A 21,943-nucleotide genomic window follows, 5' to 3' on the forward strand; every position below is an offset into this window, starting at 1 on the left:
CCATTCCACGCAAAAAAAACGGCCCGACAAGCCGAAGCCGACATGGCTTCCGACCTGCGCGAGCCTAAATACCGTCATGCCCCGATATGGGGAACTTGCCATACGACGGGAGTTAACCGAATCTGCTCCCCAAGCCATGCCTGGGCGATATCTTGGAACTTCCGGGGATCACCGCTGCAAAAAAACTGGTGGACAGGAACTTCTTCCACGTCCGACATCTCATTATTTTCTTGAAGAATCGTACTGATATCCCGCGCGGTTTCTTCAGCCGAATTGATCAAAACAACTTCGGAGCCCATCGCTTCCGAAATGCAATCGGCGAGAAAAGGATAATGCGTGCAGCCGAGGATCAAACAATCCATCGTCGGATCTCGGAGCGGGGATAGAGCTTCGGATACGGTACGAAAGGTTTCAATCGACCGAAAATTCCCGTCTTCCACTAAAGGCACGAACGATGGACAGGCTCGGCTCACGACTTCAATGCGCGATGAAAGGCGTTTAAGCGCCGTGTCGTACGCACCGCTTTTGATCGTCCCTTCCGTACCGATGACGCCGACCACCCCTGTCTTCGTCCGGCCGACCGCGGCGCGCGCTCCCGGATTGATGACTCCGACGACAGGCACGTTGACGCGATATCGAATGTCTTCCATAGCTACTGCCGTGGCCGTATTACAGGCAATGACGATCATCTTAGGTTGATACTGAATGAGATAATCCACGATCTCGCGGGTGAACGAGATGACCTCTTCCGCATCTCTGGGACCATAGGGCGTTCGCGCGGTGTCCCCGAAATAAAGTATTTTCTCAAAGGGAAGCTGACGCATCACTTCTTTGACGACGGTCAGTCCCCCTACGCCGGAATCAAGGACTGCGATCGCTTGCTGCACGGAAACACCGCTTTCTTCATAGATGATGAACTCATTTCAATTTACTTTATGAGATTGCGGCGCAAAAGGTACCATTATCTTAGCCGATCTTTGGACAAGATTACGCGCGAAAGCCCGCCCTGCGGGAGAGGGCGGTGCTTTCGAACGTTATGGATCGCCCTCTATTAATAGGCGGACGATTTGTCCTCGACGTAGGTTTCCTCCGTTGCGGCAACTTCGTCGGATTCGGCGATGTTCGCTTTGCGGGAGCGAATGTCGGTCACCAACCGTCCGGTAGCCTCTTTGGCATCGACGACCAGATTCGTAGTCCGCTTAGCCAGAGATTGTACCGCGGTTCCAGCCTGGCGGCTAATGTCAGCCGTTTTCTCGCCGACCTTCTGCGCCGTCTCGGCAATATCTCCGCGAAGCTCGCGCCCCGATTTCGGAGCGAACAACAATGCGGTAACCGCACCGGTAATCGCCCCGGTTAACGTCCCCCACAAAAACGACTTCACTGCTTTCTTGTCTGCCATTTTCTTCACTCTCCCTCAGATGGATCCGCACTCGTTCCCGGGTTTCGAGAGCTTCCGGCCCTGCCTTCGCCCTTCTTCCACATCATCCATAACCTTCTGCCTATTTCGGATAGATTGGGCGTTTCGCGCTCTCCCCGATCCCGATCGTCAGGTGTCGAACGAATAGGCGAGGTCAGGATTTCCCGGTACTGCTCCGTAACGTGAACGGCCGTTTGCGCTGCCGTCTGCACGGCTTCGCCAAGCGCTCTCGCCCCCTCCGCGAGCGATGCGAAGCCCTGAAGACTTTGCCTGGAAACTTGAATCGCTTCGCTGGCTTCTTCCGCTAACCGGCTGCATCCCTGCAAGGAAGTTTCCGCTTCCCTGCTTAAGTTCGCAACGGCTTGATCTAATCTTCTTAGCGAACAAACAACGTTCACGACGCCGTATAAGAACGCCGCAGCGATAACGACGACTGCCGCGGTCACCCCGTAACCGGCCAGTTCCCAAGCCATGCGCACTCCCTCCAATCGTTCACCCCGGGCGAATGCCCATGCGGTTAATGACAGTATAAGAAAGGGAAGCCCGTCTTGACACAGGTGACAAGCTAGAAATACTTTTTCCTCCAGAACAGAATCGCCGTAATCGACGTAATGGTCACCGACATGACCATAATGATAGCGAATGCATGCGGATTACTCTGTATCGGCAGTTCGACGTTCATGCCGTAGAACGTTCCGATAACCATCGGCAACGTAATGATGATGGTGATCGCGGTCAGCAATTTGACCACGTGATTCACGTTGTTGGAGATGACCGAGCCGAAACAGTTCATGATATTTCCAAGAATGACCGTATACGTCTCCGTCATTTTCGTCGCTTGCCGGATTTCGATTTTAACCTCTTCGAGCAGTTCTTTATCCTCCTCGTACATTTTTAAGAAGGTGCCGCTGAACAACCGCTCGATTAACATATTGTTCGTCTCGAGCGAAGTAGAGAAGTATACGAGGCTTTTTTGCAGCTCAAGCAAAGTGAGCAATTCCTTGTTTTTCATCGACCGGCGCAATGACATCTCCAGCGTTTCGATCTGCCTGTTAATTTTCTTAAGAAATTGCAAATAGTAGAATGAAGTCAAGTACAGAATCTGCAAGACGAATCGCGTTCTCATATGCGTTTGCAAGTTTCTTACTTTATTAGCCGTAAACTCGTCTATGACGGCCGTCTCTTCCAAGCACACCGTCACGAAATAGTTATCCATGATCAAGATGCCGAGCGGAACCGTCGAATAAATGTCTTTAGCCCCGTCCTTCGTGCAAATCGGAATATCCACGAAGAGCTTAACCCTGTTGCCATCCCTGTCGATGCGCCCTAATTCTTCCTCGTCTAACGCATCCGATAGAAACTCCAGATCGATGTTCAATTCTTGAACCAGCAATTGCTTTTCCTGTTCGGAAGGATGGGATAGATGAATCCAGCTCCCTTTATCGAATTGAGAGATTTCGTTCATTTTTCCGGAAAAATCGTTTTTGTAAATGTTCAACATGCTCTAAACTTCCTTTCGTCGCGTAAATTTCGGTGATGCTTCTTAAAACAAAAAAAAGACTCTCCCCATGTAGAAGAGAGCCGGCAAGGCGGACGGCCTTATCGCGACTGCATGTCAAACTACCCTACGAAAACGCAATTCCGGCTTGCTACGGAAATTGGCAGGTTCGGTACGGGGAACATGCAGGAGCGCCCGGTGTACGGATTGCTCTCCGGTCGGGATTTCGATTCCATAGTCGTATTCGGCAACTCGGTCCGCTGTCCACTGAACATGTTCCCCCCTCTATCGTCAACCGAAATGTCATGCTTTCCTATATTCCGGTTCAACATGGATATGCACGTGCCCGACTTGATGTTCTTGCAACATGCTTTTCTCTATCGCATCGCTTATGTCGTGACTTTGAACGACGTTCAAGTTCGAGTTGACTTGAATCGTGACATCCAATAGAACGTTATTCCCATGTATTCTTGCTTTAATATCTTTGACTTCGTTGACGCCGGGGGTCGATTCGATCGTTTTCTTGAAACGCTTAAGCCTCTTTTCGTCGAAGCCGTCCGTTAACGCGTGCGATGCGTCTTTGAAAATATGGATAGCCGTTCGGCAAATGATAATCCCTACGATAAAAGCGGCAATGGGGTCCAGCAATGGCCATCCCAATTGCGATCCGATAATTCCGACGAAAGCGCCTATGCTTACAAGCGCATCCGATCGATTATCCTGAGCCGTGGCCATAATCGCGCTACTGTTAATCCTCTTGGCTAAACGTACGTTGTATAAGTAAACCAAATACATCACGCCGGCGGAGAAAACCGCGGTCCATGCCGTTATCATATCGGGTTTAACGAGAGTCTCTTCAAAAAACTTGCCGAAAGACTGGTAGAGGACCTGAATCCCGACAACGACCATGATGATGGAGGCGATAAGAGCCGCAACCGTTTCCGCCCGAAAATGTCCGTATTTATGATTGCGGTCCGGAGGTTTTCTTGAAATTTTCAAACCGACTAATACGGCTATCGACGCGACGATATCCGTGGAATTGTTTAAGCCGTCGGCAAGCAATGCCTCGGAGTTAAACGTATAGCCTATGATCAACTTAAGCAGCGACAAGAAAATGTAGGCAACGATGCTAAGCCATGCCCCTTTTTCCCCTTGTTTGATATCCCCGTACAGCTCCATATGCTCGATCCCCCGTTGATTCTATGATCTATAGAAATCATACAGGAGCAAACCCGTGTGGGTCTAGAGAAACAGTGTTGGGGCGCTTTAATACTGTAAGGTGGACGAAACTATCTTGACTAGGTACAACTATTTTAGGTCGTCGCAACAAGCGAGATCACCTCCGGAGAAAATAAAAACAGCTCCGCCGCGCGAACGCGTCGAAACTGTTGTATCGTTCAAAAATTAGATTAACTCTTGTTGCAAATATGCTTGTACCTGATCGGAAAATCCCATCAATACCCTCGGAAGCTCGGCCGTTAACGGGTGTAATTCGCTCCGCGGCCACTGGTCGTACTCTTGAACAAGTGACTTGCGCAACAGAACCAACTGTCGCAACGGGATCGCCACTTGTTCGGTTAGGACGCCTTCTCCGGCGATAATCTCGATAATGTCCTCGTAGCTGCTCGCATCGCGCATAATAAAGCCGTCGATTAACGTATGGCCGACATCCGTCGCGATCTCCGCGGCAAGATGCAGAGCTCGTTCCTGAGCTAAGCCCTCCATTAAACTGCCTGTCCAGGAAACGGTCATCGCGGACAGGGCCTGGGCGAGTTCCGGCAAACAAGCGAGCCGATTACGAATGCTTTCCACGTTCACGTCATACATCGGGCGATTAACCCCCTTGCTATTTCTTGTTTCTTCTTCCTCTGCGCTTCAACCAGACAACCATGATAACGGCGCTGATCAGTATGAGGATCGTATACGTGGCCATCTGGTATACGTCGCCCATGTTCGACGGATCCTTCTCCACCAACATCCTCATCTTAGGACTCGTAGTCGACGCTAACCGAAGCTTCGCGAACGGACGTCATATGTTCGATCACTTTCTTGTGTACCGGATGTACGTTATACGCTTGCAACGCTTCCAAGGAATCGAATTTCGTAATCAAGCCGATATCGTACGAACGCTCCGAATGTAGAACGTCCGTACCGACTTCCAGATGGCGTAACTCGTCGATCTTGCCCTCCATGTCGCGTAATACTTGTACCGTTGTCGCGATGCTCTCCGGGCTGCGGTCTTTTAATTTGAAAAGTACGATATGAGTAATCATAATTTTTCCATTCCTTTCTTATCATGAGGATTTAGCGTCTCGTGCATACTACCCGTAAAGTTAAGCGAAGGGAGTCACATGGACCCATATGCGTCATACCATTACGATAGCTTGTACTCTGATCGGTGTTGCGCTTTGCCTTTTTAACGTGACCGGATATGATCCGCACAACTTGTTCCTGATGATGTTCAGCGTCCCGATGTGGTTAGTCGAGCTGTTTACCGATATCCATAGGGTCAATATATGGTTTATGTACGCGCTCACCGTTCTTAGCTGGGCGCTAATCGGATATTTGGGCGATCTCGGCGTAGCGCGGATCCGGACGTGGAAACATCTCTAAAGTGACAAGTCCCTGTTGAATGAACTGTAAAAAGGAGCCCTTTCGGCTCCTTTTTTGATTCCCGCGCAGCCAAGCCGCATTAATCGAATTACTCGACGATTAATTTCGAGACCATATCTCCATGGCCTTGTCCGCACATGATCGAACAATGCATCTCATATTCGCCCGGCTTGTCGAAGGTAACTTCCAGCTCGGGATTGTCTTTGGTCAACTCGAGATCAAGACCTACGATTTCGACGCCGTGGTTACCAAGCGTATTGGAGAACTTGACTTTGTAGTTCGTTCCCGCTTTCACGCGGTATTCCTTTTCATCGAAGTTAAAGTTAGTAGCTTTGATTTTCAGCAACTCTTGGCCTTCCTTTAATTCGGAGGCTTCATCCTTCGGCTTCTCCGGCAATCCGGTCGCCATCAAGTATACCCCCATTGCGCACGCGATCGTGATCAAAGTGGACAAAAGCCATTTATGCATCGTCTGCTCCCCTGCTTCCTACAAATTGTCTACCTCATATTTTACCTAATACATGCATTTGAACTCAAGCACTAGTCTGAAGAGAACGGTCAACTTTTTTAACTTTTGACAATTTGATGAACAACATGTGTATTTTGCGAAAAAAGTTTCCCTTATCTTAGTCTAAATTCCGAAAATCGCTTGGTATTTTACGCGCTACCCCGCTATGTATCGCTTCTTGGATGACGGCTTTGCGAACGGCGGGAACGACTTTATCGTTAAAAACGCTCGGGATGATGTATTCTTCGTTCAATTCTTCGTCGGTCACGATCGAAGCAATCGCTTTGGCCGCAGCCAGCTTCATGGATTCGCTTATCGTGCTAGCCCTTGCGTCCAAGGCGCCGCGGAATATTCCCGGAAACGCGAGTACGTTATTCAGTTGGTTCGGATAGTCGGAACGCCCGGTCGCATAGACCCGAACGTACGAACCGGCTTCCTCCGGGGAAATTTCCGGGTCGGGGTTCGCCATCGCGAATACGATCGGATCCGGTTTCATTTTCCGAACGTCCTCGTTATTCAGTAGTCTTGGCCTAGACAACCCAATGAATACGTCCGCTCCCGCAATGACATCGGCGAGTCTTCCGGTTTCCTGGCGAGGATTCGTGATGGCGGCGTAATCGTTCCACGCTTCGTTCTCGTATCGAACGCCTCGATGAATGGCGCCGTCCTTATCGACCCCGACAAGATGGGTCACGCCAGCCGCAAGCAGCATCCGCGAACAAGCTACCCCGGCTGCTCCGATCCCGCATACGACCACTTTAATTTCTTCGATGGCCTTACCGACGATCTTCAGCGCGTTGAGCAGCCCTGCCAGCAGTACGACGGCCGTTCCGTGCTGATCGTCGTGAAAGACGGGAATATCCAACAGCTCCTTGAGCCGGTTTTCGATTTCGAAACATCTCGGAGACGAGATATCCTCCAGGTTGATCCCGCCGAAGGTCGGGGCCAGCGCCTTAACGATCGCGATGATCTCTTCCGGGTCCTTCGTATCCAAGCAAATCGGGAACGCATCTACTCCTGCCAGTTCCTTGAACAGCATCGCTTTTCCTTCCATGACCGGCATCGCCGCGTGAGGGCCGATATCGCCGAGTCCGAGCACCGCCGTACCGTCCGATACGACCGCAACCGTATTCCGGCGAATCGTCAAGGAATGCGCTTTGCTCGGATCGTCCCGTATCGCCAAACACACCTTCGCGACTCCCGGAGTATAGACGCGGGAAAGATCGTCGCGGTTTTTGATCGGCACCTTCGAATGCACTTCGATCTTACCTCCCAAGTGAAGCAGGAAAGTACGATCCGATACGTTCACGAGATGGATTCCCTTCATCGCGCTTACCGCCGCCGATAGGGTTTCGACGACCGACGGCTCGACGACGCTTACCGTTAAATCTCGAACTTCCGTTTTTCTGCCCGGTTGAATGACGTCAATCGCAACGATGTCGCCGCCTTGTTGCCCGATTAAAGATACAAGTTCACCGAATGTTACCGCTTGCTTGTCCATTTCAACGCGTAGAATAACGCTCGTGCCGCCTTCTAATCTCATGACGATCATCCCCCAGATTGAAGTTGCTTGATATGTATGATTATAGCCTGAGTTGAGCAAAAACAAAAAACCGTACTTCTCCGCCTCTACGGACGGGAAATTCGGTTATCGTTTGCTTAAGGTCCCGGGTTCTCTTTGTTCTTTACTTCGCCTGCTCTATCCCTTAGCACCAATACGATTCGTTTGATTCGTTCCGGCAACGGAAGTCCCAAACGACCGTAATTCTCGATAACGGAGAGCAACTCGTTGGCGATATAGAAAAATACGGCGCTCCCCATTACAATATCGATACCTAGTAAAAGATCTAACCGATGAGCGATAATCATCATTAGCAAAATCAGCCCTTTTTTGAACAAACCCCAGAAGCCGATGTTGCTATTTAATCCGCTACCGTCCTTGATCGCGGCCGCTACGCCGGTAATGTAATCGATCGCCATAAGAACGAGCAGGAAAGTAAGAGATTCGTTCCACACGCCGAACGAGAAGGAAATCACTGCTCCCATTAGCGCGCAAAATATCCCAGCATGAAATTGCATCCACCGTTCCTCCCCGGAATAATCGTTTATACTACGTTAGCTTATGTCCGGGTGGACAAGTTTGGAACGGTGAATATCCGAATGGCAATGAACCACTTTCGTTAGGATTAACTGCGTGCCAGATCGATCTTTATTTCCTACTTTAATAGAAGGATTACTGCATGATACGGGGATAGCGATCCTGTCAGAAGTCCGCGATCCCATTCGAATTCATCGGAACCGTACAGCTTATCGACGCCGTGAATCGCGACGCCCCTAGGCGCTTCCAGCTTGAACGGATGCTCGTCCGGGCTGTTGTTCAGCACGATTCCTACGCACTGCCCGTCTAGCCGGCGAATAAACCCGAACGAATTCGTCGCTTCATCAACGAACCACTCTTTGAATTCTCCTTCTCGTAATGCCGCGTATTGTTTTCTTAGCGAGATCAGTTCTTTGTAATGCGTTAGAACCGACGTGTTCCGCAGCCGGTCATCCCAAATCATCGGTTTGCGACAGCCTGGATCCTCGCCTCCCGTCATCCCGACTTCATCGCCGTAATAGATGAATGGCATCCCCGTATAAGTAAGCTGAAACAGCGCTGCCAGTTTCAACCGGGCGACTTCTTGTTTCTCGCTCCAGCCCCATTCGCCGTGCGCGCATGCCGTCAGAAATCTCTCCGTATCGTGGCTTCCGATCAAGTTAAACATGGAAGAGTTGGCATGATCGGTATACTGCATTCGAATGGATTCGATCTGACCGACGAAAGCGCGGGCCGTTATCGACTGTTTGGCGAAAAAACCGATGACCGCATCGCGGAACAAATAATTCATGACCCCGTCGAATTGTTCTCCCCTTAACCAAGGTCCGGCATAATGCATGATTTCTCCGACAAGCAGCAGTTCGCGGTCGATCCCTTTGATCTCTTCGCGTAAACGCCGCCAGAACCGATGATCGACTTCGTTGGCTACGTCGAGCCTCCAGCCGTCGATCCCGACCTCCTTGATCCAATATTTCGCGACATCCAGCAAATAGCGCATCACTTCGGGATTTCCCGTGTTCAGCTTCGGCATCGTCGGGGAATGAATGCCGAAAGATTCATAGCTCGGACTCGGGGATTGGACGATCGGGAACCGATCGACGAAAAACCAATCCTTGTATTCGGAGTCGGCACCGTTGATTAGTAAATCCTGAAAGGCGAAGAAACGATCTCCCGCATGGTTGAATACCGCATCCAGAACGACCCTCATATTCAGGGCATGTGCTTCCTTTACGAGGCGCTTCAAGTCTTCCATTTGCCCGAAATGCGGATCGATAGAATAATAGTCCGTCGTATCGTACTTATGGTTGGACGGCGATTCGAATACGGGTGTCATATAGATGACGTTAATACCTAAGTCATGAAGATAAGGAAGCTTCCCGATAATGCCGAGCAGATCTCCGCCATAGAACGAATCCCGTTCGGGCTCTTCGGGCGAAGTCCAACTTCTAACGTTGTCGGGATCGATAGCCGGATTCCCGTTCGCGAATCGATCCGGGAAAATTTGATAGACGACGGCATCCTTTACCCATGACGGAGGGGCGCCTTCGTCCGAAGCGGCAACGGAGGCGCAGTGGAAATAACCGGCCTTCCCGCGACTATCGGATGCTCCATACTCCCCGTACCAGACTTGCGTTCCATCTTTTCCGGATAACAGAAATTGATATCGAATTCTTCCCGTATCCGAATAGAGAACTCCCTCGAAATAATCATGCAGATCGGTAGTCGCGGCTAACGCGAGTTGAACCGATGTTCCATGCCCCGGCGGCTGATATCGGTCCGAGTGAAGCAGAGTACATTGGGAAACCTCGTCCCGCTTCGCGCGTATACGAATTTTCACCTCATGCTCGCCGACCGTAAACAAATAAGGAATATCATTAATATGGTAGATTGCTTCTTTCTGCATATGCGCGATAGCTCCTTGACGCGATTTGGTTTATCCCTGGTCTAGCGCTGGCCTATCCCTGGTCTAGCCTTTGGATGCTCCCGAGGTTAATCCCTCGACCAAGAATCGTTGCAGCCAAACAAACAGAATGAGTACGGGAACGGCCAACAATACCGCGCCTGCGGCGAAAAAGGTAAAGTCCGTCGACGTCTGTTGATTAACGATATCGTAAAGTCCGACTGCCAAAGTTTCTTTGTCCGCGGTTCTCAAGATCAATCTGGCGAATATAAAATCCACCCAAGCCCCGTTGAAGATAACGAGACTCACATAAGTCAGCATAGGCTTGGACAACGGAATCATGACCGTCGTAAACACTTTCCAATGGGTAGCTCCGTCTATTCTCGCCGCTTCTTCCAGGCTTCTTGGAATCGTATCGTAAAAGCCTTTGGCGACGAAAACGTTACTGATGAACGCGCCCGAACTATAGACGAGAATCAAAGCCCAATGCGAATTGAGCAGTTCGAACTGCAGCATCAGAATATAGATCGCCACGAGCGACATGAAGCTTGGAAACATATTCAGGACAAGCATCCCCATCAATCCGAACTTGCGGCCGATGAACCGAAACCTGGCCATCGCGTAGGAGCCTAACAAAGTCATAAGCGTTCCTAGAATAGCCGAAAGCACGGCAACCTTGATCGTGTTCATATACCACTGCGCGTATTGGTAACGAGTGCTCGTAAACAGCTCCCTATAGTGGTCGAAAGTAAACGCCTTGGGGATTAACGTCTCGCTGTACAAACTATTTCCTACCTTTAAAGAGGACATGACGATCCAGAGCGCCGGATAGACGATCGACGCGGTCAGCAGGATCAGAATCACGTACGTAATCAGATGGCGTGCTTTCATTGGATCAGATCCTCCTCTTTGAAAGATCGGGTTCTGCGATAATTCAAGATCGATACGGAAGCGATGAAAATAAACACCAGAATGCTAAGCACCGAGGCGAAGTTGTATTGATTGTTCGTCAACGTTAATTTGTAAAGCCAGGTCACGAGCAAGTCCGTTCCCCCGGCATACACGTATTCGGGCACGACCGGATTGCCGTTCGTGAGCAGGAAGATGACGTTGAAATTGTTAAAGTTGCCGGCGAACTGCATGATAAGGATCGGAGCCGTCGAGTACAGCACCAGCGGAAGCGTAATAACGCGGAAAGTATAGAAGCGCGGCGCTCCGTCGACTTCCGCCGCTTCGTACAGATCCTTGGGAATCGTCGTCAGAATACCGGACACGAGAATCATGATGAGCGGAAAACCTAACCATAGGTTTACGAATATGACCGTAATTCTCGCCCATGTCGGATCGTTGAGCCACGGAAGTCCGCTAAGACCGAGCAGCTCCAAATATTGATTGATCGGACCGAACTCTTCGTTTAAGAGATTACGGAACACGAGCAACGACACGAGATTAGGCACGGCGAACGGGATGACCAGCATCGTTCTCCAGAATGCCTTCAGGCGTATTCCTTTTTGCTGAATGAGCACGGCGACGATCGTTCCTAACAAATAAGTCGTGAGCGTCGCCGCGACCGCCCAAACTACGGTCCATGTTGCCACGCCGACTAACGTCTTGCTCCATGACCCTAAGTTCACGAGGTTCTTGAATACGTCGAATCCGACCCAGTGGACCAACTTCGCCGGAGGCAGATTCGGAGCCGCGAAATCCGTGAACGCCACGAGCACGGAGAAAATAATCGGCATAACCGTCAGCAGCAGCGCCGCCGTTACCGGGATAGCTAATATAAGATAAGGAAAATTGCGGTTAGCCATATTGCTTAAAGTCACTCGGAACGAATGCGGCTTTATCCCTTTTTCCCGATTAAGCGCGGTTAGTCTTGCGTCGCGAATGCATATGCAATAGAGGAAGACGAGCAGCAGGACCAGAATCAAAGAGATCAGTCCTTCTACCATTAAGAAGATCGAGTGGTCTCCGTCGACCGGTTGATAGACTTTGCCGACTTTCACCATTCCCCGCGGAGTATCTCCCAAAGAAAACAAGCCTTGCACGGATTTGCCTAAACGACTAGCGATCCAATAAATACCCGCTATCTCGATGGACGCGAAGAGAAGTCCTTTCATGAACTGGCGATTGTACCATTGTCCTAATCCCATGAACAAAACGGACAGCAGCGTGGCTTGAGGGGTATGTCTGGTCATGCGATCCGATGCTCCTCTCGAAAAGGGCTGTTCGGAAACAGCCCCTTCCACTGTTTAAGTCGTTTTATTTCGCCACGGAGCTGTTCAAATCTTTAATCGATTGCACCGTTTTGTCCAACGTCGCTTTAACGTCTTCCTTGCCGTTCCAGATCGAGGCGAACGCGGCATCCGTCGGACCCCATACATTGTTCATCTCCGGAATGGACGGAGTAGGCGTCGAATTCTTGAATTGTTCGACGATACCGCTCAGAATCGGATCGTTCTTGATTCTTGGATCCTCGTTGGCTTCTTTGTTCGCCGGGATGATGTTAGCCAACTCGAAATCCTTCAAGGCGCTTTCCTTCGAGACGAGGAAGTTAGCGAGCATTTTGGCAGCTATCGGATACTCGGTGTACGAATTCACGTAGAACGATCTTACTCCCGCCAGAGACAGAGATTTCTTGCCGCCCGGCAGATCGGGAAGCGGAGCGATGCCGAAATCTACTTTCCCTTTGTACGCCCCGATAGACCAAGGTCCGTCGATCGTCATCGCAAGCTTGCCCGAAGTGAACAGCTCCGATTGGATATCGTAGGTCAAGTCGGTCGTCTTGATCGGAGCGATATCGAACAGGCTTTGATAATATTTCATTCCTTCGACGGCTCCGTCGTTATTCAAGCCGATGTCCGATCCGTCCGTTCCGTCTTTACCGAAAATATACCCGCCGTAAGGTCTGATGAACATGCTATTGAAATACAGATTGTGCAGCCACGCGATCGTATATTTCTTATTCGCGGGGTCGTTGAACGTCTTAGCGAACGCGATGACTTCGTCCCAAGTCTTCGGCACTTCTTTCACGAGCGCTTTATTATAAAATAAGCCGAAAGTTTCGATCGTTTCCGGATAGCCGTATAGAATGCCATCGTACGAGCTGGCCGTAATAGCGGTTTCAAGAGACGACGCTTTCGTTTCCTCTTCGAAGAGATCGTTCGGCAACAACAGGTTGGCGACGACCAGCTTCGATAATTTATCGTGCGGAAGCATAAGAACGTCCGCCGCTAGTTTGGCCGGTCCGTCGGTTTCAAGTTTCTCCGCTTGATTCGGGATGTTGACTTCCTCGATCGTAACGTCCACGCCGAACTTCGTCTTGAAATCGGGGAGAACGCTGTCGATAAAAGTTCTTTCCGTTTTGTCGACCCATATTTTCAACTTTGCGCCGTCTTCGGGCTTCAGCTCCGGTTCGGCTACTTCTGTAGCGCTTACATTCGAGGCCGACGGACTTTCGCTTGCCGTTTCTTCAGAGGCTACCGAAGCGCTCGGAGAAGCGTCCGTCTTGTTGTTATTGCCGCCGCATGCCGATAGCACGAACACCATCATCGTAACTAACGCGAGTAATCCGACTGTTCTTTTCATAAAATTGTTGAACCCGCCCTTCGAATCGTTTATGATTAAGGAAACCGGTTTCCTTGAGAACAAGGTAACATACCTTTTTTAGGAAATCAACAACTTTTTATTTCTTAATTGGCGGAACCCGCGCACCAAGCTATAATGAATTACAGATGGTACTTGCTGGTAATCCAAAGGGGAATTTCTCATGAAAACAACCATTAACGATATCGCCAAAGCGGCTAACGTCGCGAAATCTACGGTATCGAAAGTATTGAACGACGCTCCCACCATCTCGGAAGCAACCAAACAAAAAGTACGGGCGATCATGAAAGAATTACAATATACGCCTAGCAGCATCGCTACACAATTGGCGAGACAAAGCAGCATGAATATCGGTTTTATTATGAATTTCGATAGGAAGGACGACTTTCTGAATCCTTTCTTCTACAGCTTGCTAGGCGGAGCGGAGAACGTTACCTTCGAGCATCAATACGAATTGACGATATCGAATATCCACAATCGCGAGATTGATTTCATGAACCAATACGTCTATAGCAAGAAGCTGGACGGAATGCTAATCAACCCCTCTGTGCTGAACAGAGACATCGTTCGGGAGTTGGAGAGGCTTGCGTTCCCTTACGTTATCGTCGGACAGCCCAAAGAAGACTACGGGGTCGGCGTCGCTTGGGTCGATATCGACAATAATGCCGGAGGAAGCATGGCCGCCCATCATTTGCTTGAACAAGGTTATTCGCGGATCGCCTTCCTTGGCGGAAAACCGGACGAAGCCATCTCCCATAACCGGCTTACGGGTTATCGAAACGTCGTCTCTTCTTTGCTCGGCTCCGATAAGGATAATCGCTATATCCGCTATGACGAAGCGAACGAAATGAACGGCTATCGGATGATGAACGACTTGCTGGAGATGGATTCACCGCCCGATTCCGTCATCTGCGTCAATAATTTCGTTGCCTACGGAGCGTTGAAAGCGGCTCAAGACCGCGGAATCCGGGTGCCGGAGCAACTGGGCATCGTTACCTTCGACAACTACCCGATGGCACCGTACACGACGCCCTCCATGACCGCCCTCGATATCGATACGTTTAGTCTCGGCGCCTTGGCGACGAACGTTCTCTTCGACAAGATCGGGCAAGACGAGCTTCTCTCGCCTTTTCAAACGATCAAGCCGGAGTTGATCGTTCGGCAGTCTACTTTGCGGAATGAATAGTAGCTTGATAAGTGGTGGTGAACCGATTACAACTATTGAAATTCTAGAGATTGATCTTGCGAGACGAATTAAGAGCCTGGGGCGGGCTTAATTTGCCTAAGTGCGGGGCGATGCACGAATTAAGACCGCTGGGCGGGCTTAATTTGCCTAAATGCGGGGCGGTGGGCGAAATAAGACCGCTGGGCGGGCTTAATTTGCCTATATGCGAGGCGGTGGGCGAAATAAGACCGCTGGGCGGGCTTAATTTGCCTAAATGCGGGGCGGTGGGCGAAATAAGACCGCTGGGCGGGCTTAATTTGCCTAAATGCGAGGCGGTGGGCGAAATAAGACCGCTGGGCGGGCTTAATTTGCCTAAATGCGAGGCGGTGGGCGAAATAAGACCGCTGGGCGGGCTTAATTTGCCCCGGAAATTAATATAGGGATTGAGCGGAAGAACCCGCTCAATCCCTATTTCTTTAGTCGCCTGCGGAGCCTAAACCGTTAAATCAATCTCATCGATTGAAGCAATCTGCTCAGAATGACCGCGGCTTCCGCTCTTGATGCGAGGTCGCCCGGAGCGAAGATCAAGGAGGTTTTGCCTTTCATAATTCCATGGCTCATTACCTTATGGACCGACTCAAGAGCCCAAGAGTGAATGAGACCCAGATCCTGCAGCCCTTCCGCGTTAATTCCGGTTGGCTTCTCGGTTTCCGCGACTAAACTTAACGCCCTAGCCGCCATGACCGCCATCTGTTCTCTCGTGATCGTCAGATGAGGACCGAACGTACCGTCCGTGTTGCCTTGAACGATTCCTTGCTGGGAAGCGATCTTAACCGTTTCGGAGAACCAATCTTCCGGACGCACATCCTTGAAGGCGACTTTCGTTCCATTGTCTCTTAATGCTAGAGCTCGAACGATCATCGAAGCGAACTCCGCTCTCGTTACCGTCTTACCCGGCGCGAAATCGTCGGAGGATACGCCGTTCAGGATTTGCTTGGAAGCCAGGAGCGAGATTTCTTTGTTTGCCCAATGGCCAACCGTATCTTTGAACGATTTGGGATTGACGGCGATAACGTAAATACTGTTCCCGGTACTCTTAATGGTGACGATCGTTTGACCGTTCGCCATGCTGAACAAAGCAGGCACGTAAGTAAATTTCCCCGTGCCAGGATCGTAGACGAACGCCGCAGCGGTCGTTCCATCGACCGCTTCCTTCAAGCCGATCGTTCTCTCCACGAACGTCGTGCCGAAGCTATGAAATTCGGCCGCAACCGTCTCGCCGCGGTAAAGCTTAATACTGAAGTCGATCGGGCTGCCGACGATCTTCATCCCCTGCGCCGTCGCTTTCGCGGCGATTTCGTTCGCCGTTTCCGAACCTACCGTCTGGATGGAAAATTCCCAGACGGCATTCGCTTCATCGCCGATACCGGACTGCTTCAGCATCTGAACGATTAGCTTCGCCGGGAACTTATAGCTGGCATCCCCGTGTTTAATGACGATCATCGATTCGGGATGATCTTTCGCGAACTTCGTCAGCGTGCCAACGGTAAAAGGAACCTTCCCGATCGGCTTGCTGCCATCGGTTACGAATTCGATCGCGGCACTGTTCGCGGCGGCTCCGTTAAGCTTCTTGTCGTTGTCGGCCGCTGAACCCGGCGTAACGACGACTCCACCTCCTGCACCCCCATCGCCGCTGGAACCTCCGCCAGGGTTAGCCGAGACCGCAACGTCCAGAGTAAATACCCGCGTATCCGCTCCAACTTGAACCGTTACCTTTCCTTGGCCGGGCAAGATGGCGCTAATCCTTCCGTTCGCGCCTACCGTTACGATCCCGGACGGTTCCGCTTGAATAATCGCATTCGCGGTAACTTCCAAGCCGGCCGCGTTCCAAACCCGGAGCGTGTCCGTTTGTCCGGCACGTAAGGCGAGCGGCCCCGTACTTCCGTTAGCCAAGCTCACGCGGAAGGGTTTCGCCACCGAAGCCAATCCTTCATTCTGTTCGGCTAAAGTAAAGCCTTCGGGCAACGGGCCAACCATCGCCATGCGTTCGCCTCGCACGATTACGTTATCCAAGATCAATCTGCCTTTAATTCCCGTAGAAGCTTCGATTCCGTTCGTGCCCGTTCCGTCCACGACGATATTTTGCAGTAATACATTGTCCATACTAAACGTCCCGTGAGCGAAAATACCGCTGTTCGTGCTATCGAGCGCCAAGTTGTCGCGCACGATAATGTTTCCGTTCAAATCCTTATCGCTAGCGAACAACCAGATCGCTCCTAGATTCAATCCATACCCGGAATCAAAGCTTCCGGTACGGATAAGCGTATTGCGCTCCACGATCGTCGTTCCGGAGAACGGTACCGGATTAAAGCGGGTAGAAACGGCGATTCCCGCTCCGTTAACGATCGTATCCTTGGCGATGTTGTCCTGAATTTTGTTATCCCTTCCGCCGAATACGACGATATTATCGGCAAGCCACGGCAACGAGACGGTATTGAATCTCGCCGTATTGTTCGTGCTGGCCATCCCTCCGGTAGACCACATCGCGATTCCGTCGTCTCCCGGATAGCGGATATCGGTCTGCTCCATCATGCTGTCGCTCGTACCGACGCAGAAGTTGATTCCGTCGGCCATTAGATTGCGTAGACGGAGTCCCATCATGTATAGTCCCTGAGTCAGCTCATCGCTTGTTTTAGGTTTGGTCAACCACAAGCCCGTTTTGGAGTGTTCGACCCACACGTCTTGAATGACGGAACCTATACCGAACGCGCCTTCGAACGCATGCGTGCTCGCTTCGTCGTCGCGGACGTTAAGATCGCCGTCGATCAGCAGGTCGTACACTTGAATGTTAGCGCCTTTGCCGAAAAACTTAGCTCCCTTGAGCTTCGTATACCACATACCCGCTCCGCGGATCGTAATCCCGTCGAGATAGAGCAGCTCGTTACCGAAATCGAACTCGCCCTGCGGTATCCAAAGGCCTTTGCCCTGCGTCTTAGCGTCCGCCATCGCTGCCACGAATGCCGCGGTATCGTCGACGCCGTCATTTGGAGACGCGCCGTAATCGGCGAGCGATACGAACGATGCCGGCTTCGAATAAGGATTGGCAACCTGTTCCATATCCGCCAGATCGATGACATAGTAGTCCGCCGTGCTCGTTGCGTCTTTCTGCAGCTTAATCGTAGCCCCGGCCGGGACGTCTCCGATCAAGGCGTGAATCTCGTCGAAGAAACGATGTCCGTTACCCTGGTTCGGATCGTTCGACCAAGGATACCCGCCATACTCCCACGCATGTTTGGAGGTCAAGTTAAGATTCTGCTTGAAAACTCCGTTAACGTATAACGCAAGATCCGCTTGCAATCCCGCTCCATCCGCGCTATCCGGCATCGAATATCTCAACACGATGGAGTTAGCCGGCTTAGCTAGCTTAAATTCCACAAACTCGCCGGTTTCGTCCAGCCTGACCGCTTGTCTTCCGGAAGCTTCGGATGCCGCTTCCAAATACGTTCTGGACGGGCCGATCACTTCGGCGTTCGTCGTCGCGTGCTCGGCTTCGTAAGTCGTATACGGAACCGTCGCTCCGCGATATTGTTTATTCACGCTAGCTTTGACGATCGCGTAGTCGATCTCCGCTTGGCTATCGCCTGACGACGATGCCTGCAAGCTTAGCGAGTTCATCCCCGCGCGCAATTTCGCTACCACGACGATATCCGTCCAACCGCCAACCGTGCTTAACAGGATAGGCGTTTGCGGATATCCGTTGACGAGAACGTTCAGCGACTTAGGCGCACCCGCGTTACGGTAACGGATTACCGTTTCGTAGTTGCCCGCGGATTGGGCATGAACGGCAAAGCTAATCTTAGCCTTGTCGGAGTTAAACCCTACCGCATAACCTTTGCCAGTGAAACCCGTTCCCGTTTTCCCTTCTCGCACGCCTCCGCTAACGAATGCGTCTTCGGCTTCGTATTTCACGTCGGAGACGATCGGTTCGAAGGTCCATAACGAATCCGAAGCATTGTCCGATTGTCCATAATCGATACCGGTCGCGACGGCCAGCAGGCTGCCTTCGGTCTGCGATCCGTTGCGCAGCACCTTGTATCCCAGACGATCTTCGATCGTCCACTGACCGTTAACCGCGCCGTCTTCCTCCCCGAACCAAAGTATCGAACCCGATCCAACGTTCTCGATCAGCTTGCGGCCGTTAAAATCTTGAACGATCCATTGCGCGGACGCATCCTGTTTATCCACCGGACCGAGCAGAATCTCTCCGTCGCTCTCGTATAATGCTTTGCTTCCGGCCGCCGAATTCGTATGGGAAACAATCCGGATCACGTTCGTATCGCTCTGAATCGGAGTTGCCGTAGCGCTATTCCTGCCTTCCTCCCACGAAGGCGCTTCGAATTCGGCAGGCGCCGATTCCAGCGCCCATTGAACCGATCCGTAGTTAATCGGATACAAGCCCCTCTCCGCGTAACCCGCACCTCCTTGCACGTTGATCAGCTCGTCGTCGATTCCCGCGCTCAAGTTTCGGATAACGTAATTCAAGCCGTCCGGCGAATGCTCGATCGCCCACTTGAAAGCCGGGTCTGCCGGGTCTTCCATAGGCATGCTTTCGATAACCCGGCTAACCGCGCTTGCTTTGATCGCATGTCCGGTCACCCGATTCACGAGTCGCTGATGGCCGTCGATCGTCTCGATGCGCCAATGCGAATAGCCGTTGTTATCCGCAGGGTTGCCGTACATGACGACCCCTTTCGCATTCTCGTACAAATACTTACCGCTCGCTACGCTTCGGATGCGAATTTCCGCGGTCGGTAGCGGCGCATCGGGAATTGTCGCGAGCTCCGCGACGAATTGCGCTTTGTCTTGCGTCGAAATATTTTTACTTACTTTGAGCGATCCTGAGGGATCTGCATACATGAAATGCTCGCCTGTCCATCCGCTTCGGATCACGGCGTAACCTTCCGCGGGAGCTGGGCTGACAAACCACTTCACGCTATCCCAAGCCGTGTCGATCTGATTAACCGTTTGCAGCGGTAGAGCCGGATCCGTCTCGAGTTCGTGTCCTCCCGCCGCGAAATGCTCCATGGAAATGTAATTTCCGCTTTTCAGATTTTTCAACCGGTACGTAATGCCTCCACCGGTATCCTCCTTCATCCAGATGGACGATAGATCGTCGACCGCGGCATCCTCGAACTTGAGCTCGCCGATATTTCCTCCGGAATAGCTCTCGTACAGATATTGTCCGGTCAGCTTATTCTTAAAACGGAAGTTCGTCGGCTCGGGATCTTTCACGATCGAGAATCTCCACCTCGGGCTTCCCCAGCCGGGATTGATGACGCTATACTCGGCGTATTTGTTCAAGTTTTGCAAATTAATATACTTTTGCTGGCCGATGGCTCCGTTTTTGTCTAATACGTTCTGAATAAGCTTCACGCCTTTGTCATCCTTGATCATCCAAACCGCGCTTCGCCAACTATCTTCGACGTTGCTAACGTTTATGCGGCCTCCGGACATCGCTTCCACGTTTATGAAATGACCCGTCGCCCGATTCTTTATCCTCTTGCGCCCCTGGAATTTCTCGATGACCCAATGCGACCGTTGATCCTCCAACGCCGCGTTCCCGTATTTCAGCTTGCCTTCCATGTCCTCGTAAAGGACGTACGGCTGCCACTCGTTCTGAATACGGACGTAGATCGGAGTGCCGTTCGAGACAAAATCGGGATCCTCGAACAACCATTGCGCCGGGTCGGAGTTCGGATCGACGATACTTGCCTGAACCGCGCCCGTTAAATTCATGATGTTCAAGTAACGATCAGCATACACGGCGCTTTGAACCGATACATAGTCGTCGTATTCATCGGACGGAAGAACGAACCACCTGTCCGAACCCGAACCGTTCGGAGACTCCAGCGCCGCTAACGGATCGATATCGTTAACGATATTCTGATTCGTCGCGTAATGCCCGGTCGCGAGATTACGAATTCTCTTCGCCCCGTCGAAATCTTCCGTAATCCACAAGTAGGAAGACGCAGCGCCCTTGTTGTTCTTATCGAGAGGGCCGTATTTCACGATACCGTTCAGCTCGTAGAGATATTTATCTCCAACGTCGCCAAGCGTGAAGTTGACGATGCGACGCGGTGCCAAATCCGGAGCAACCTCCACTCGCCATAACGAGCTTCCCCACTCCGGCTGCGCCCAGTTATTCGACCTTGCGTTCGTATCTCCGTCAAACTGAGTATTAAGCACGTAAGTCAAAGAAGGCGTCGCTTGCATAGCCTCCACGTTCTTAAAGGAGTAGAAGGAAGGGTCGGCGTTAGGCGCCATCACCCACTCGCTCTTGGCCGGGTTTCCCGGATCTAGCGGCAGTGCTTTAATCTGTGCCCAGTCTAATCCTTGCGTAATGACGTGTCCGCTTGCGCGATTACGAATCGTTACCGTTTTCTGAGCTCCACCAACATCGCTTTTCACGTCTAAATACCAATGTGCGGTCTTATTCGTTGCCCCCAATTCCCCGAATTTTACAAAACCATTCGCGTCCTCGTACAAATATTGACCCGCCCTATATTGATTCGCCAGACGAACGGGAATATCGTCATCGACCGGCTCGAACGCCCACTGGGGGCTCTCGAAAGTCACGTTAATGTCGGTGCTGGCTTGCGCGAACCCGAGCTGATTTTCCTCGTGAATGACGTAATTCGCCGTAGCGTCGCGTGCATTCTTAATAATGTAAAAGCCCGGACGGTTAGACGTTTCCTCGATGATCCATTGATCGTCCGGCGTGCTCTCGGCAACCGCGATGCTTCTGAGCGGATCCGTTCGCTGCATGCCCGGCAGCACCGAAACGTAATGCCCCGTGGCGCGGTTCTTCAATCTCTTGAACCCTCCGAAGTCTTCTACGAGCCAGTGCGAACTTTGGTCGTCCCCCCTGGTCTCACCGTATCTGACAATCCCGCCAGCCGCTTCGTACAGAAAATTGCTCTTCCATTTGTTCTTCACTCTCACGTAAGAACCCGAATCCGCTAACGATGAACCCCCCGACGACCCGCCGGACGGCTCGTCCGCATGAACCGGAAACGCCGATCCGACCAACATCGCCGCAAGGAATAACACGAACCACACTCTAACCCGCGCCATAAAT

Annotated in this window: 18 protein-coding genes; 2 read left to right on the forward strand and 16 right to left on the reverse strand. The window is 51.4% G+C overall.

The genetic code is table 11. The annotated features are described in order from the left end of the window. Positions 1 to 74: 74 nt before the first annotated feature. The 8 genes from racE to HH215_RS11840 form a co-directional block, all read right to left on the reverse strand. Positions 75 to 887: a glutamate racemase gene (gene racE, locus HH215_RS11805; protein ID WP_169280084.1), complete on the reverse strand. Its 813-nt coding sequence runs from the start codon at positions 885 to 887 to the stop codon at positions 75 to 77. A gap of 164 nt (positions 888 to 1,051) precedes the next feature. Further along, complete coding sequence (locus tag HH215_RS11810) at positions 1,052 to 1,399, reverse strand: YtxH domain-containing protein (protein ID WP_169280085.1); 348 nt, start codon at positions 1,397 to 1,399, stop codon at positions 1,052 to 1,054. Between the two features lie 5 nt (positions 1,400 to 1,404). Continuing rightward, complete coding sequence (locus HH215_RS11815) at positions 1,405 to 1,890, reverse strand: hypothetical protein (RefSeq protein WP_169280086.1); 486 nt, start codon at positions 1,888 to 1,890, stop codon at positions 1,405 to 1,407. Positions 1,891 to 1,982: 92 nt separating this feature from the next. Then, positions 1,983 to 2,918 carry a magnesium transporter CorA family protein gene (locus tag HH215_RS11820; protein ID WP_169280087.1) on the reverse strand — a complete coding sequence of 312 codons (936 nt, stop codon included), beginning with the start codon at positions 2,916 to 2,918 and terminating at the stop codon, positions 1,983 to 1,985. 300 nt (positions 2,919 to 3,218) lie between these two features. Beyond that, the gene (locus HH215_RS11825; protein ID WP_169280088.1) at positions 3,219 to 4,094 is read right to left on the reverse strand and encodes a cation diffusion facilitator family transporter; all 876 of its coding nucleotides are present in this window, start codon (positions 4,092 to 4,094) and stop codon (positions 3,219 to 3,221) included. 225 nt (positions 4,095 to 4,319) lie between these two features. Continuing rightward, positions 4,320 to 4,742 carry a DUF86 domain-containing protein gene (locus HH215_RS11830; protein ID WP_169280089.1) on the reverse strand — a complete coding sequence of 141 codons (423 nt, stop codon included), beginning with the start codon at positions 4,740 to 4,742 and terminating at the stop codon, positions 4,320 to 4,322. Positions 4,743 to 4,761: 19 nt separating this feature from the next. Beyond that, positions 4,762 to 4,899, reverse strand: a complete 138-nt coding sequence (locus HH215_RS11835) for a hypothetical protein (RefSeq protein WP_169278022.1) — start codon at positions 4,897 to 4,899, stop codon at positions 4,762 to 4,764. A 1-nt stretch (position 4,900) separates the two neighbouring features. Beyond that, positions 4,901 to 5,188, reverse strand: a complete 288-nt coding sequence (locus HH215_RS11840; RefSeq protein WP_169280090.1) for a Dabb family protein — start codon at positions 5,186 to 5,188, stop codon at positions 4,901 to 4,903. Positions 5,189 to 5,276: 88 nt separating this feature from the next. On the opposite strand from HH215_RS11840, the gene HH215_RS11845 reads away from it, so the two are divergent. Continuing rightward, positions 5,277 to 5,528, forward strand: coding sequence for a hypothetical protein (locus HH215_RS11845; RefSeq protein WP_169280091.1), 252 nt, complete (start codon positions 5,277 to 5,279; stop codon positions 5,526 to 5,528). An 88-nt stretch (positions 5,529 to 5,616) separates the two neighbouring features. Here the strand turns inward: HH215_RS11845 and HH215_RS11850 are convergent, their stop codons facing one another. The 7 genes from HH215_RS11850 to HH215_RS11880 all read right to left on the reverse strand — a co-directional run bounded on the left by HH215_RS11850 (position 5,617) and on the right by HH215_RS11880 (position 13,622). Continuing rightward, entirely contained in the window at positions 5,617 to 5,997 is a 381-nt protein-coding gene (locus HH215_RS11850; protein WP_169280092.1) for a cupredoxin domain-containing protein, read from the reverse strand. 157 nt (positions 5,998 to 6,154) lie between these two features. Continuing rightward, positions 6,155 to 7,579, reverse strand: a complete 1,425-nt coding sequence (locus HH215_RS11855; RefSeq protein WP_169280093.1) for an NAD-dependent malic enzyme — start codon at positions 7,577 to 7,579, stop codon at positions 6,155 to 6,157. Between the two features lie 116 nt (positions 7,580 to 7,695). After that, the gene (locus HH215_RS11860; protein ID WP_169280094.1) at positions 7,696 to 8,115 is read right to left on the reverse strand and encodes a phage holin family protein; all 420 of its coding nucleotides are present in this window, start codon (positions 8,113 to 8,115) and stop codon (positions 7,696 to 7,698) included. Between the two features lie 137 nt (positions 8,116 to 8,252). Then, positions 8,253 to 10,037: a glycoside hydrolase family 13 protein gene (locus tag HH215_RS11865; RefSeq protein ID WP_169280095.1), complete on the reverse strand. Its 1,785-nt coding sequence runs from the start codon at positions 10,035 to 10,037 to the stop codon at positions 8,253 to 8,255. A gap of 63 nt (positions 10,038 to 10,100) precedes the next feature. Beyond that, complete coding sequence (locus HH215_RS11870) at positions 10,101 to 10,925, reverse strand: sugar ABC transporter permease (RefSeq protein ID WP_169280096.1); 825 nt, start codon at positions 10,923 to 10,925, stop codon at positions 10,101 to 10,103. Next, positions 10,922 to 12,232, reverse strand: a complete 1,311-nt coding sequence (locus tag HH215_RS11875; protein ID WP_169280097.1) for a carbohydrate ABC transporter permease — start codon at positions 12,230 to 12,232, stop codon at positions 10,922 to 10,924. The genes HH215_RS11870 and HH215_RS11875 overlap by 4 nt, the downstream gene beginning before the upstream one ends. A 64-nt stretch (positions 12,233 to 12,296) precedes the next feature. Further along, the gene (locus tag HH215_RS11880) at positions 12,297 to 13,622 is read right to left on the reverse strand and encodes a sugar ABC transporter substrate-binding protein (protein ID WP_169280098.1); all 1,326 of its coding nucleotides are present in this window, start codon (positions 13,620 to 13,622) and stop codon (positions 12,297 to 12,299) included. Between the two features lie 181 nt (positions 13,623 to 13,803). On the opposite strand from HH215_RS11880, the gene HH215_RS11885 reads away from it, so the two are divergent. Further along, on the forward strand, positions 13,804 to 14,826 hold the full coding sequence (locus tag HH215_RS11885; protein WP_169280099.1) for a LacI family DNA-binding transcriptional regulator: 1,023 nt from the start codon (positions 13,804 to 13,806) through the stop codon (positions 14,824 to 14,826). A gap of 480 nt (positions 14,827 to 15,306) precedes the next feature. On the opposite strand, the gene HH215_RS11890 is transcribed toward HH215_RS11885, so the two are convergent. After that, positions 15,307 to 21,939, reverse strand: a complete 6,633-nt coding sequence (locus HH215_RS11890) for an S-layer homology domain-containing protein (protein WP_169280100.1) — start codon at positions 21,937 to 21,939, stop codon at positions 15,307 to 15,309. Positions 21,940 to 21,943: the final 4 nt, after the last annotated feature.

Origin of the sequence: Cohnella herbarum (assembly GCF_012849095.1) — a bacterium.
GTDB classification, from domain to species: Bacteria; Bacillota; Bacilli; order Paenibacillales; family Paenibacillaceae; genus Cohnella; species Cohnella herbarum.

Bases quoted from the DNA above. Each gene is read 5' to 3' on its own strand.
- HH215_RS11810 (WP_169280085.1), bottom strand. From the start codon at position 1,399: ATGGCAGACAAGAAAGCAGTGAAGTCGTTTTTGTGGGGGACGTTAACC.
- HH215_RS11815 (WP_169280086.1), bottom strand. From the start codon at position 1,890: ATGGCTTGGGAACTGGCCGGTTACGGGGTGACCGCGGCAGTCGTCGTT.
- HH215_RS11820 (WP_169280087.1), bottom strand. From the start codon at position 2,918: ATGTTGAACATTTACAAAAACGATTTTTCCGGAAAAATGAACGAAATC.
- HH215_RS11825 (WP_169280088.1), bottom strand. From the start codon at position 4,094: ATGGAGCTGTACGGGGATATCAAACAAGGGGAAAAAGGGGCATGGCTT.
- HH215_RS11830 (WP_169280089.1), bottom strand. From the start codon at position 4,742: ATGTATGACGTGAACGTGGAAAGCATTCGTAATCGGCTCGCTTGTTTG.
- HH215_RS11835 (WP_169278022.1), bottom strand. From the start codon at position 4,899: ATGAGGATGTTGGTGGAGAAGGATCCGTCGAACATGGGCGACGTATAC.
- HH215_RS11840 (WP_169280090.1), bottom strand. From the start codon at position 5,188: ATGATTACTCATATCGTACTTTTCAAATTAAAAGACCGCAGCCCGGAG.
- HH215_RS11845 (WP_169280091.1), top strand. From the start codon at position 5,277: ATGCGTCATACCATTACGATAGCTTGTACTCTGATCGGTGTTGCGCTT.
- HH215_RS11850 (WP_169280092.1), bottom strand. From the start codon at position 5,997: ATGCATAAATGGCTTTTGTCCACTTTGATCACGATCGCGTGCGCAATG.
- HH215_RS11855 (WP_169280093.1), bottom strand. From the start codon at position 7,579: ATGAGATTAGAAGGCGGCACGAGCGTTATTCTACGCGTTGAAATGGAC.
- HH215_RS11860 (WP_169280094.1), bottom strand. From the start codon at position 8,115: ATGCAATTTCATGCTGGGATATTTTGCGCGCTAATGGGAGCAGTGATT.
- HH215_RS11865 (WP_169280095.1), bottom strand. From the start codon at position 10,037: ATGCAGAAAGAAGCAATCTACCATATTAATGATATTCCTTATTTGTTT.
- HH215_RS11870 (WP_169280096.1), bottom strand. From the start codon at position 10,925: ATGAAAGCACGCCATCTGATTACGTACGTGATTCTGATCCTGCTGACC.
- HH215_RS11875 (WP_169280097.1), bottom strand. From the start codon at position 12,232: ATGACCAGACATACCCCTCAAGCCACGCTGCTGTCCGTTTTGTTCATG.
- HH215_RS11880 (WP_169280098.1), bottom strand. From the start codon at position 13,622: ATGAAAAGAACAGTCGGATTACTCGCGTTAGTTACGATGATGGTGTTC.
- HH215_RS11885 (WP_169280099.1), top strand. From the start codon at position 13,804: ATGAAAACAACCATTAACGATATCGCCAAAGCGGCTAACGTCGCGAAA.
- HH215_RS11890 (WP_169280100.1), bottom strand. From the start codon at position 21,939: ATGGCGCGGGTTAGAGTGTGGTTCGTGTTATTCCTTGCGGCGATGTTG.